An 11,395-nucleotide genomic window follows, 5' to 3' on the forward strand; every position below is an offset into this window, starting at 1 on the left:
CTTAGACCCCCCGCAGGAGTAAACGAGATGGACATGAACCAGGCCCGCTTCAACATGATCGAGCAGCAAATCCGCCCTTGGGAAGTGCTGGACCCGCAAGTGCTGGCCCTGCTGTCCACCGTGCGCCGTGAAGACTTTGTACCCTTGGCGCACAAGGCGCTGGCCTTTGTGGACATGGAAATCCCGCTGGGCGCTGCGCCCAACCAAGTCATGTTGGCCCCACGCGTGCAAGCCCGCTTGCTGCAAGACCTGGCTGTGCTGAACACCGACAAAGTGCTCGATGTGGGCACCGGCTCGGGTTTCATGGCGGCCTTGCTGGCCCACCAAGCAGCCAGCGTGTTGAGCCTGGAAATCGATCCCGCTTTGGCCAGCCAGGCCCAAGCCAAGCTGCAACAAGCCGGCGTGAGCAACGTCACCGTGCGCTGCGCCGATGGCAGCCAAGGCGCTGCTGCTGACGGCCCCTTTGACGCCATCGTGCTCAATGGCTCGGTGGCCGAAGTGCCCGCCACCTTGCTGCAACAACTCACCGAGGGTGGCCGCCTGGTGGCCATCGTGGGCCAAGAGCCCATGATGCGGGCCACCTTGATCACCCGCACCGGGCAAAACAGCTGGACCACCACCGAGCCTTGGGACTGCAATGCCCCGCGCCTGTCAGGTTTTGCCGAACCCTCCAGCTTCCACTTCTGAGACCCTTATGGAACAGCTTTACCCCTCCCAAGTGGCCGAATGGGCCAGCCAACAAACCCAACGCCCCATATTGCTTGACGTGCGGGAAGGCTGGGAACTGCAAACCGCCAGCACCCAGCCTGAAGCCTTGGATCTGGTGCACATGCCCATGCAAACCATCCCGGCGCGACTGAGCGAACTCGACAAAACCCGCCCAATTGCCTGCCTGTGCCACCACGGCGGTCGCAGCATGCAGGTGGCCAACTTTTTGCTGCAACACGGTTTCCAAGTTGTGAACGTGGCCGGTGGCATTCACGCCTGGTCGGCCCAAGTGGACCCCAGTATTCCAGTTTATTGAGTGAGCTTTTGGCCCGATGCTGGCCTGACATTTTTCAAAAAGATCCGCCATGAAACTGCGCACCCTGCCCCTGACCTTGGCCCTTATGGCCGCCTTTGCAGGCACGGCCCAAGCCCAAAACTTGGCTCAACTGTACGAATCGGCCAAAAGCCACGATGCCACCTTCAAGTCGGCTCGTTCGCAATTCGAGGCCACGCTGGCCAAGGCTGAGCAGGCCAAGGCCTTGCTGCGCCCCACCGCAGGTTTGGGTGGCAGCTTGTCAGAAACCGATCTGGACAACCAATCGAACGCCTCGGGCAGTCGCGCTTTCGGCACCCGTGCACTCACACTCAGCGCCAGCCAACCTTTGTACCGCCCGGCCAACCAGGCCAGCTACGAACAGGGCATGAAGCAAGTGGACTTGGCGCAGGCCCAGTTGAAAGTGGCCGAGCAAGAACTCATCGTGCGGCTGAGCCAGGCTTACTTTGACGTGCTGACGGCACAAGAAAGCCTGAACTTTGTCAAAGCCCAAAAGACTGCCGTGGCTGAACAATTGGCCGCTGCCAAACGCAACTTCGAAGTTGGCACCGCCACCATCACCGACACGCGCGAGGCTCAAGCCCGTTTTGATCTGGTCACAGCTCAAGAGATTGCCGCTGACAACGATTTGCGCATCAAAAAGCTGGCCTTGGATGACACCGTGGGAAAACGCGAGGTCAACCCCGCCCCTTTGGCAGGTGCAGTCAACATGGACCGTCTGCAAAGTGGCAGCATCGAATCGTGGGTGACGCAATCGGCCCAAAACAATGGCAACTTGACCCAAGCCCGCATCGCCTTGGAAGTGGCCCAGCTTGAAATCACCAAAGCCCAAGCCGCCCTGCGCCCCACGCTCGATCTGACCGGCAGCTACGGCATGACGCGCTACCGCAATGGCAGCCCCACTGCCCAGTTCAACACCAACGCCGCCACCATTGGCCTGGCCTTCAACTACCCGCTTTACACCGGGCAGGCCAGTCAAAACCGCATTCAAGAAACCGTGGCTTTGGAAGACAAAGCCAAAAGCGACCTTGAAGCAGCGCAACGCAGCGTGGCCCAAGCCACCCGCACCGCCTTTTTGGGTCTGCAATCAGGCCTGAGCCAGGTCAAGGCCTTGCAAGCGGCCGAAGCCTCCAGCCAAAGTGCCTTGGACGCCAACAAACTGGGTTATCAGGTGGGTGTGCGCATCAACATCGATGTGCTCAACAGCCAAAGCCAGCTGTTTCAGACCAAGCGTGACCTGGCCAAAGCGCGTCACGATGTCATGCTGGGCCAGTTGCGCCTCCTGCAGGCCAGCGGGACCCTCAAGGCCGACGATCTGCAAAACCTGTCTACGCTGCTGCAGAAATAAGCGGCATCAGGCGTTTGGGCGGGGCTTGAGCCCAGCGCCTGGGGTTTCAGGCCGCTGTGTCACTCTGGGCTTGGCGGCTCTTTTTCATTGTGGCTTGGAATGGTCTCAGGCCCATCGTGTGATGGCCTTAGCGTAGCGCTGGGCGGCACCCCGGCTTTGGGCCACCAAGTCCAGTCCCTTTTGGCGGGCCTTTGCCAGGTCTTGAGGTTGACGCAGCCATTCCATGACCTGGTCCAGCGCCCCGTCCATGCCGTTGACCCGCACTGCGGCCCCCGCTTGCTCGGCATTTTGGGCAGCTTCGGCAAAGTTGAAGGTGTGTGGCCCCATGATCACCGGGCAGCCAAAGGCGGCGGCCTCGATCAGATTTTGTCCGCCCAAGGGCATGAAACTGCCACCCAACAAGGCCATGTCGGCGCTCTGAAAATAAACAGGCATCTCGCCCACGCTGTCGCCCAGCCAAACGGGCACATTGTCAGCGTGAACAGGTAACGGCTGACCCAAGTCCCAGTTCGAGCGACGAACCACGCTCAGACCCTGCGCAACCAACAGATCGTGGACTTCGTCAAAGCGCTGGGGGTGCCTGGGCACCAGCAACCAGACCACGCCCGCGGCCTGGAACGCGGCCAGCCGATCCGCTTTGGCCGTCAAGGCCTGCAGCCACAGGGCCTCCTCACCTTCGCGGGTGCTGGCCAACATGACTACCGGCCGGGCTTTGCCGTCGTGCTGCCACTGTCGGCGCAAATGCTGGGCCCATGCGAGTGCCTCAGGCTGAGGCTGCACATCAAATTTGAGGTTGCCCAACACCCCCTGCACTTGGGCACCCAATTGCCCAAGGCGGGCCGCGTCTTCAGGACTTTGTGCCCACACCGCATGCAAACCCCGGTAAGCCGGGCCTGACAGCAGCGACCAGCGCAAGCCCGAGCGCAACGACTTGTCGTTCAAGCGGGCATTGGCCAGCACCAAGGGCAGCTGCGCCTGCACGCAGGCTTGCACCAACATGGGCCAGACCTCGGTCTCCATCAAGATGCCCAGGCGCGGCCGGTGGTGCTGCAAAAATTGCCGGGTGGCCTCAGGGGTGTCCCAGGGCAACCAGGCCTGCGCATCTCCGGGGCGCAACAAAGACTGCCCCTGGGCCCTGCCCGTGGCCGTGCTGTGGGTCAGCAGCAAACGCATGTCGGGCCACGCATCGCGCAATGCCCCGATCAAGATGGCCGCGGCCCTTGTCTCCCCCAAGGAGACGGCATGCACCCAGACGCGGTCGGGCTCCGGTGGGCTGCCATCGTAAAAGCCAAAGCGCTCGGGCATGTGCGCCAGATAACCAGGCTCTTGTTGGCCCCGGCGGTGGAGTTTGCGGCGCAGCAGGGGCTGCAAGGCTCGCATGATGACACCGTAGGCCCACAGCGCCAGGCCTTCTGCCCAAGACAAGCCTTTGCCCGTCAAGGCCGAGCCGCCTGGTCAAACAACTGCTGGTAGACCCGGCCAATACCCTCAGCCTCTTTGGCCAACGAGAACACCTCCGACACCCGATCGCGTGCGGCATGGCCCATCTGCACGGCAGTGGGCAAATCGGCCAACACTTGTTGCACGACTTGGGCCAGACCGGGCGCATCGCCGGTATCGACCAGCTCGCCCGTGACGCCGGGCAACACCAGTTGGTCAAACGCCCCGGTGCGTGAACACACCAGCGCACAGCCCGTGGCTGCCGCCTCGAAGGGGGTCAGGCCAAAGGGTTCGTAACGCGGGCAAGCCACGCACAGCAGGCAACGTTGGTACCACCGATGCACCTCGCCAGCGGGCACTTCGCCCAGAAACACAATGCGCTCGGACAGGCCCGCTTGGGCAATTTTGTCGATCAGGGCTTGTTGGTAGGCTTGGTGCTGAGGCTGTGCCAGCCCGGCAATCACCGCAGTGGCACCCGGCAGATGCGGCAGCGCCTCGATCATGGCGTCCACAAACACATCACTGCCTTTGTCGGGTCGGACACGGCCAAACACCCCGATGCCGTACTGCCCGGGCAAGCCTGAATCAGCCCAGGCTTTCAGCTTGTCGGGCGACGGCGCAAAACGCGACAGGTCAATGCCATGCGGCACCACAGCGGTGGTGTTGGGCACAAAAGAGGCCGCCAGCGGCGTGGTCGAGATGACCGCGTCCATTTTGGAAATCAGCCAGCGAGGAAACCGCCCATGCAAATGCTGCGCAGCCGAGGTGAAGACCAGCTTGATCGGCAAGCGCAGCACATCGCGGGCAAAAATGCCCAGCATCATTTCAGGGTCACGGCGCACATGCCAGATGCGGAATGCGCGCCCCGGTGGCGGCTGGCGCGACAAGGCAATGGCCTGTCCAGCACTCATGCCCACCACACCATTGGACAGGGTGTTGCCGCAATAGCCCAAGCGCCATTGCTGCAGTTGCAAAGGCACCAAAGCGTTGATGGTGGCGGACACACCCGTGTAGCGCTGCTTGATGTTGAAGACAATGACGTCGGGATTGGAATGGAGCACGGGGTCCGAAGCTGAGTGGGTATCGGCAAATTATAGGGAGCGCCATCGGGCCAAGGTGTTGCATCTCCAAGCCACAAGCCATGCAGGTATATTTGGCCCACGACTGGAAGACACCCTGGATGAAAACCTACATTTTGAATTTACCCTCAGCGCTGGAACGCCGGAAGTTTCAGACGCAGCAAGCCCTGCGCTTGGGCTTGGAGGCTCAGTTCATCGATGCGCAAACTCCGGCCGATATTCCCGATGCGTTTTTTCAGGCCCATGCCTTTTCTTGGGAACGTCCGATCAAAATCACCGAAGTGGCCTGCTTCATGAGCCACCACCAAGTTTGGCAACAGATTGCAGACAGCCACGAACCGGCTCTGGTGCTGGAAGACGATGCCATCTTGGCGCACAACACGCCCAACTTGCTGAAACACTTGGAAATGATCAATGGGCTGGACCATGTATCACTCGAAACCCGGCAACGCCAAAAACTGCTGGGTCGGCGCAGCAAGGCCATGCCGGATCTGAATGCCCGTTTGCACCCCCTGCTGCAGGACCGCACGGGAGCCGCCGCCTACGTGCTTTGGCCCTCTGGCGCACGCATCCTGCTGGCCAAATTTACCCAGCATGGCATGGGCTTGGCCGACGCATTCATCTCCAGCACTTACCAGCTCAAATCATGGCAAACGGTTCCAGCTTTTGCCATCCAGGCGGACATGGCCGTGGCCTATGGTGTGTCTTGCCCCATCGCATCCCATTCCCTGATTGCCCGAGAGAAAGTGCCCAGCCCACCCACCCGGGGCGGTCTGCACGACTTGCAATTGAAATGGCGCAGATTGCGCGGACAACTGCGCCTGGCCGCTCGGTATCTGGGGTGTTTTTGGCGAGCCCGACGTCAATTTGTCGGCATTGACATTCAGCAGTTCTGAATCAGCGACGCCAAAGACGCCGCCCCAACAACTCCAGCTTGTTCAGAATCAAGGGCAGCCATCGGGTGCGGTAAGCATTGAACTTGTAGGGCTTGCGCACCCTTGGATCAACCGTGTCCACAAAATCTTCGGCAAAGGGGTACACACTCAAATCCCTTTGTGCAAATGCCGCGCAGGCCTGCACACCCATGTCCTGAAAAGACTTGACCTGGTTGCCCGACATTCTGACCGCCAGTTTGGCCCCGTAGGTGAGCACGCGCCCACGGTAAGCGGGCTCCTCGGGGACATAAAAAACCCAAGGCTCGGCCGCCTGAACCATGTCGCCAAACAGGCTGTCGGCCAATGCGCCATTGGCCTCTTCGGATCCTGCAAAGCGCCAGCCACTTTGACGCAAACGAGCAACATGCAAGACGGCGATATCGGCGTACTTCTGAGGCACTTTGCCCGTTTCTAGCGGATCGGCTGACCAGCGATAGCAACGCAGTTGAGCGTCGGGTTGGTAACGTTGCTGAAAATAGGCCCTTTTGCTGCCCTTCATGAACAAGGGGCTGATGAAGACCGTTGTCGGGCTTTGTTCGAAGACCTGGTCTATCCTGAACAGGTCTTCAGGCGCAAATGGCCGGACCACCTGCAAATCGTCTTGCAACATCAGCAGGTAATCGGCCTGCGCCGCATCCAAAGCGGCTTGCATGTTGTTGTAATAGCCGCCATGACGGTCATCGCCCGCTGCCTTCATGGGCCGAACGGCCCCGCCTAAAGTCTGCAAATAAGCCACGGTTTCGGGCTCATCGCTCCCGTCGTCATAGACCGTCCAGCCGATCCCGGGCATGTTGCGTTGCAAGGAATCAACGCAGTTCTTGAGGTAGGCCCCTCGGTTGTACGAAAAAATAGCGACGTGCAGGCTGGGAGTGCTCATGCCTTCAAACCATGTCCGTTCAAACCCATCCAATTTAAAAATTCAAGCATGTCCGTGCGCTCCTGTTCAGGGGAATAAGTCTTGGCCAATGCCCGAATGGTGGGCAAACAAACGTCAAACCCTTGGGCTTGATCGATGGCCTGTACTTTAGCAAGAACCCGCTGGGCAAACCCGGCCACATCGCCCGAGGCGACTTCATCAAAGATTTCCGGCCGCCAGTATTCCTTGGCACCTTGCCCGGTGTAGCCAATGACTTGGTTGCCGCTCAAAGCCGCTTCCAGCGGGGGCAAAGGACAGCCTTCAAAATGGCTGAAGGCCATGAAAATTTTGGACCGCTCCAGCAAAGCAGCGACCTGAACTTCGGTCATGCCGTCAATGGGCACGATGGACCAATGGGCTGGCAAATGATGGCGCAGAAAAAACAGCACCTTGGAGGAATGGTCGGCCAACTTGCGAGGCATGTAGGTGATGATGTTTTCTTTGGCTTGATCGGGTTTGAAGCGCTGCGCATCCACGGCGTAGTGCACCCGCAAAATCCTCGACTCGACCCCGGGAAACGCCAGGGCCACACACCGGGTGGCATCGTCCGAGATGGTCAAAATGCAACGCGCGCCCTGGTAGGCCTTGTCCAGGTCAGACGGACGGCCCTTGGTGATGTAGTAACCGTTTTGCACGTAAATGGCATAGGGCACGCCCATCAAGGCCAATTGGGCACCGTATTTTCGGGCCCAAAGCTCGGGAATGACCACCGTGTGTTTGTTGGGATTGAATGCGCCAGCGATGTTGGACATGGAGGGTTTGCCCATCCAGCGCCATTTAAAAAAAGCGCGTTTCAAAGGCACAGTGGAATCAAACCAGCCGACCTTGAAAAAAAAAGTATTAGGGTGCATCACGGCGGCAGAAAAACCTCGTGATTGGCCCAATGTGTGAATCAACTCTGCTTGCCTGTAAATGACCTTGACCCCGCCTACAGCCTTTCGAATGGCCGGGCATAAAAAAATGAGCTCCATCACTCTCCCTTGTGTTTCCTCTCCGACATGATCACAAGGCTCAGAAGCATCACAGACAGGGTGCAAAAAGAGTATCGAAAGGCATTGCGTCCCAAAGCATTGACCGTCAGGCCAAACTCAAAAAGCATGACCACGAGCAACATGCCCAACAAAACAAAAGCCGAGGTCTGTGCCTCTTGAACTTGCTTTTTGAATTGCCAAAACCCGAAAAACACACCCACGTACAAACCCAACACAGATAAAACGCCCACCGAGCCCGCCACAGCGGCAAAGTGTAGCAAATCGTTCTCAAAGACCGGCGCAATGCCTACAGGAACATTAAAAGGCTTCAAGTGTTCGGCCAGTTTGGCAAGCGCCTCGCCCCCAGACCAGCCCAGCAGCGGCTTTTGGCTGAACAACTCCCATGCGTAAGACCACAACTCCAGGCGAATGCTGACGGACCAATCGGTGACTTCACCGGTGTCAAACCAATGCTTGGCACTGCCCCAGACCCCTTCCAAACGGCCCCAAACCAAGGCTTCAGGCGCCAGCAAGACCCCTTTGATGATGAGCGCCACGATGCACAAAAGCCCCAAAGCCCGCCACATCAACGCTTTGTCGGCGGTCAAACGCCAGGCAAAAACAAACATGACCATCACAATCGACAACCAGCCGCCTTTGGTCCCGCTCAGCAAGGAAGCCCAAACGCCCATGAGTGCGCCGAGCAGCAAATACGCCCTGAGGTAGAACGAGGATTTGGACTGCTGCGAATAAAGCACACCAAACAAGGCAATCGACGCCAGCACGACCGACAAGTCGCCAAAAATGATGGGGTGGTTCATGGCCCCTTTGGCACGCCCCACATCGAGCACCAAACTTTGGTAGCTGGCCAAGACGCCTGCCAGCACTGCTGCGCTGGCCGCGCCCAACCACAACACACCCGCTTGCAATCGTGCCGTCAACACCCCATGCAGCATCAAAGGGGCCATCAAAAAGGGAATGTAGGCCTCGTAATAGCCCGGCCCATAGCCGTACCAAACCCCGATAAAAACACCCGCCACCACAAACGCTGCAAACCCCCAAGCCACTGAGCGCAACTGTGGCCAAGCCCAAAGCGAAGCCAGACTTTGCTGCAATTGCGAGACGCCCAGCAACCCCAATGTGGTCAAGAGCAAGGCCAACAACAAAGGCCCTCCCGGGACCACCAAAATCCAAGACAAGAACAGCCAGACCAAGCCATTTTGGAGCCGCTCACCCCGGGTCAGGGTTTCAAAATCACATCGGTTCATCGGCTTGCCACCGCAACAGGCCCATCCATCGCCCGGCCATGCGTGCGATGCGTTTGGGTGAAAACAACACCACACGCAAAGGCAGCGCCAGAGATGTGGACAAAAGCAAGCTGCGCCGCTGACTCAAAGCGCGTGCCCGAGAACCATGTTTTTGCTCAAAAATCAGCTTGGACTGGGCGTGGTGAAAACCGCGCACGTACTCACTTTTTAAGGGCGAGCGTCCCTTGACCGAGCCCCGCGAGCGGTGCACCGCCTGAATGTCCGGCAACAGCAACATGGGGCGTCGGGCATTAAATAGACGAAGGCACAAATCATCGTCTTCGTAATAAAGAAAAAACCGCTCGTCAAAAAAACCCACAGGTTCAAAACGGTGCATGCGAAACAACATGGCCGCACCGCACACAAAGCCCACACAACAAGGCCCTTCAGCCGCAGGCCCTTGGGACGTCCATAAAGTGTGGGGCCAGCGGTAATTGACTTCGGCTTGCCCTTTGGCAGTGACCAACTGCGGGGCCAGCAAAGCCGCATCGGGCATCGCCTCGGCTGCCGCCATCAAGGCCAGCAAACCTTCTGGGGTGATTTCGCAATCGGGGTTGAGCAAAAAGGCCAGAGGTGTTGTGACCCGACTCAAAGCGCGGTTGTTGGCTGCGCCAAAGCCCAAGTTATGGGGGTGGGCCAAGACCTGGGCTTGGGGCCACAAGGCTTGGGCTTGTGCGGGTGTGCCATCGTTGCTGGCATTGTCTGAAACGATGATGTGCGGACAATGTGCGAGCAAGGCATTCAAACCGGCCAAGCAGTGGGCACTGTGGTGGGTGACCACCACCACCGTGACCTGATCGAGCGTTGGCAAGTCCATGCTCAGTGCGCAGAGGCTTCGATCTGCGCATCGGGCTTGACCGAACGCAGCAGGGCCAGCATTTCGCCTTCGATGCGGTGCAGCGCCGCCTCGGTCTGGCCTTCAAAGCGCAGCACCAGCACGGGGGTGGTGTTGGACGCCCGGATCAGGCCAAAGCCATCGGGCCAATCCACGCGCAGGCCGTCGATGTCCGACACTTTGGCGGGTGCACTGAAGGCGCTGGCCGCCTTGGCCTGCAGGGCGCGGGTCACGCTGTGCGGCTCGCCTTCGGCGCACTTCACATTCAGCTCGGGCGTGCTGAAGCTGGTGGGCAAGGCGTCGAGCACGGCGTTGGCATCGGGGCTCTTGCTGACGATTTCCAGCAAGCGGCAACCGGCGTAAGTGCCATCGTCAAAACCGTACCAGCGCTCCTTGAAGAAGATGTGCCCGCTCATCTCGCCGCCCAGAGGCGCCTGGCCGCCTTCGGCCTCAATCGCCTTCATCTTGGCCTTGATCAAGGAGTGACCGGTTTTGTACATCAGGGGCTTGCCACCTGCGGCCTCGATGGCAGGGGCCAGGCGCTGCGAGCACTTCACGTCAAACAAAATGGTGCCGCCGGGCACGCGGCTGAGCACGTCCTGGGCAAACAGCTGCATCTGGCGGTCGGGGTAAATGTTGTTGCCGTCTTGGGTGACGATGCCCAAGCGGTCGCCGTCACCGTCAAACGCCAGGCCCAGCTCAGCCCCGGTGGTTTTCAGGGCGTTCATCAGGTCTTGCAGGTTTTCGGGCTTGCTCGGGTCGGGGTGGTGGTTGGGGAATTCGCCATCAACCTCGCTGAACAGTTCGATCACTTCGCAGCCCAAGGCGCGGAAGATGCCGGGCGCAGACGCCCCCGCAATGCCATTGCCCGAGTCCACCACGATCTTCATGGGGCGGGCCAAGCGAATGTCGCCCACGATGCGCTGGGTGTAGTCGGCCAGCACATCCAAGTGCGACACGCTGCCACCGGCCTTGAGCTGCCAGGTTTCGGCTTCCATCATCTGGCGCAGGGCCTGGATTTCGTCGCCGTAAATGGCACGGCCCGCCAAGACCATCTTGAAGCCGTTGTAGTCCTTGGGGTTGTGGCTGCCGGTGACCTGGATGCCGCTTTGGCAGGCGGTGTTGGCCGCAAAGTAGAGCATGGGCGTGGTGGCCATGCCGATGTCGATGACCTGAATGCCTGCGGCCACCAAGCCGCGAATCAGCGCAGCCGACAAACCAGGCCCGCTCAAGCGGCCATCGCGACCCACGGCCACCTGGGTCTGGCCCTCGGCCAGCGCCTGGGTGCCAAAGGCCTTGCCCAGGCCTTCGGCCACTTGCTCGTTCAGCGTGGACGGCACCACGCCGCGGATGTCATAGGCTTTGAAGATGGAGGGGGTCACTTGCATGGGATGAAGCAATCAAAAGCCATGAGGCTTGGTTTATGAATTGAATGAGCATTGTAGGCGGCAAGGGTTACAAAACAGAGACACCATCACGGGTCCGAAAACAGCACAAAACCCATGGTTCTGTGCACAGATTT

General features: G+C 59.5%; 11 protein-coding genes. 4 read left to right on the forward strand and 7 right to left on the reverse strand.

Translation table 11 applies throughout. The features are described from left to right. Positions 1 to 27 precede the first annotated feature (27 nt). The 3 genes from AMM41_RS06000 to AMM41_RS06010 are packed head-to-tail and all read left to right on the forward strand — an operon-like array spanning position 28 to position 2,390. Positions 28 to 687: a protein-L-isoaspartate O-methyltransferase family protein gene (locus AMM41_RS06000; protein WP_089954481.1), complete on the forward strand. Its 660-nt coding sequence runs from the start codon at positions 28 to 30 to the stop codon at positions 685 to 687. A 7-nt stretch (positions 688 to 694) separates the two neighbouring features. Beyond that, entirely contained in the window at positions 695 to 1,024 is a 330-nt protein-coding gene (locus AMM41_RS06005) for a rhodanese-like domain-containing protein (RefSeq protein ID WP_089954483.1), read from the forward strand. Positions 1,025 to 1,073: 49 nt separating this feature from the next. Beyond that, positions 1,074 to 2,390, forward strand: coding sequence for a TolC family outer membrane protein (locus AMM41_RS06010; RefSeq protein WP_089954486.1), 1,317 nt, complete (start codon positions 1,074 to 1,076; stop codon positions 2,388 to 2,390). A 105-nt stretch (positions 2,391 to 2,495) separates the two neighbouring features. On the opposite strand, the gene AMM41_RS06015 is transcribed toward AMM41_RS06010, so the two are convergent. Beyond that, positions 2,496 to 3,770: a 3-deoxy-D-manno-octulosonic acid transferase gene (locus tag AMM41_RS06015; protein ID WP_089955281.1), complete on the reverse strand. Its 1,275-nt coding sequence runs from the start codon at positions 3,768 to 3,770 to the stop codon at positions 2,496 to 2,498. Positions 3,771 to 3,826: 56 nt separating this feature from the next. After that, entirely contained in the window at positions 3,827 to 4,891 is a 1,065-nt protein-coding gene (locus AMM41_RS06020) for a glycosyltransferase family 4 protein (RefSeq protein WP_089954489.1), read from the reverse strand. Between the two features lie 119 nt (positions 4,892 to 5,010). On the opposite strand from AMM41_RS06020, the gene AMM41_RS06025 reads away from it, so the two are divergent. Beyond that, the gene (locus AMM41_RS06025; protein ID WP_194944627.1) at positions 5,011 to 5,805 is read left to right on the forward strand and encodes a glycosyltransferase family 25 protein; all 795 of its coding nucleotides are present in this window, start codon (positions 5,011 to 5,013) and stop codon (positions 5,803 to 5,805) included. 1 nt (position 5,806) lies between these two features. Here AMM41_RS06025 and AMM41_RS06030 read toward each other — a convergent pair whose 3' ends face one another. From AMM41_RS06030 to AMM41_RS06050, 5 genes are all read right to left on the reverse strand, one after another. Further along, entirely contained in the window at positions 5,807 to 6,721 is a 915-nt protein-coding gene (locus tag AMM41_RS06030) for a glycosyltransferase family A protein (RefSeq protein ID WP_089954497.1), read from the reverse strand. Further along, complete coding sequence (locus tag AMM41_RS06035; protein ID WP_194944628.1) at positions 6,718 to 7,512, reverse strand: glycosyltransferase family protein; 795 nt, start codon at positions 7,510 to 7,512, stop codon at positions 6,718 to 6,720. Before AMM41_RS06035 ends, AMM41_RS06030 begins: the two co-directional genes overlap by 4 nt. A gap of 218 nt (positions 7,513 to 7,730) precedes the next feature. Continuing rightward, complete coding sequence (locus tag AMM41_RS06040; RefSeq protein WP_089954504.1) at positions 7,731 to 8,999, reverse strand: O-antigen ligase family protein; 1,269 nt, start codon at positions 8,997 to 8,999, stop codon at positions 7,731 to 7,733. After that, positions 8,986 to 9,855: a glycosyltransferase family 2 protein gene (locus AMM41_RS06045; protein ID WP_089954508.1), complete on the reverse strand. Its 870-nt coding sequence runs from the start codon at positions 9,853 to 9,855 to the stop codon at positions 8,986 to 8,988. Before AMM41_RS06045 ends, AMM41_RS06040 begins: the two co-directional genes overlap by 14 nt. Before the next feature lie 2 nt (positions 9,856 to 9,857). Then, complete coding sequence (locus AMM41_RS06050) at positions 9,858 to 11,261, reverse strand: phosphomannomutase/phosphoglucomutase (RefSeq protein ID WP_089954512.1); 1,404 nt, start codon at positions 11,259 to 11,261, stop codon at positions 9,858 to 9,860. Between the last annotated feature and the right edge of the window lie 134 nt (positions 11,262 to 11,395).

The organism is Limnohabitans sp. 2KL-3, from assembly GCF_001269405.1.
In the GTDB taxonomy this organism is placed as follows: Bacteria; Pseudomonadota; Gammaproteobacteria; order Burkholderiales; family Burkholderiaceae_C; genus Limnohabitans_A.

What these genes read in the sequence shown, in the direction of transcription:
- AMM41_RS06000 (WP_089954481.1), top strand. Translation starts at nt 28, where the DNA reads ATGGACATGAACCAGGCCCGCTTCAACATGATCGAGCAGCAAATCCGC.
- AMM41_RS06005 (WP_089954483.1), top strand. Translation starts at nt 695, where the DNA reads ATGGAACAGCTTTACCCCTCCCAAGTGGCCGAATGGGCCAGCCAACAA.
- AMM41_RS06010 (WP_089954486.1), top strand. Translation starts at nt 1,074, where the DNA reads ATGAAACTGCGCACCCTGCCCCTGACCTTGGCCCTTATGGCCGCCTTT.
- AMM41_RS06015 (WP_089955281.1), bottom strand. Translation starts at nt 3,770, where the DNA reads ATGCGAGCCTTGCAGCCCCTGCTGCGCCGCAAACTCCACCGCCGGGGC.
- AMM41_RS06025 (WP_194944627.1), top strand. Translation starts at nt 5,011, where the DNA reads ATGAAAACCTACATTTTGAATTTACCCTCAGCGCTGGAACGCCGGAAG.
- AMM41_RS06030 (WP_089954497.1), bottom strand. Translation starts at nt 6,721, where the DNA reads ATGAGCACTCCCAGCCTGCACGTCGCTATTTTTTCGTACAACCGAGGG.
- AMM41_RS06035 (WP_194944628.1), bottom strand. Translation starts at nt 7,512, where the DNA reads ATGTCCAACATCGCTGGCGCATTCAATCCCAACAAACACACGGTGGTC.
- AMM41_RS06040 (WP_089954504.1), bottom strand. Translation starts at nt 8,999, where the DNA reads ATGAACCGATGTGATTTTGAAACCCTGACCCGGGGTGAGCGGCTCCAA.
- AMM41_RS06045 (WP_089954508.1), bottom strand. Translation starts at nt 9,855, where the DNA reads ATGGACTTGCCAACGCTCGATCAGGTCACGGTGGTGGTGGTCACCCAC.
- AMM41_RS06050 (WP_089954512.1), bottom strand. Translation starts at nt 11,261, where the DNA reads ATGCAAGTGACCCCCTCCATCTTCAAAGCCTATGACATCCGCGGCGTG.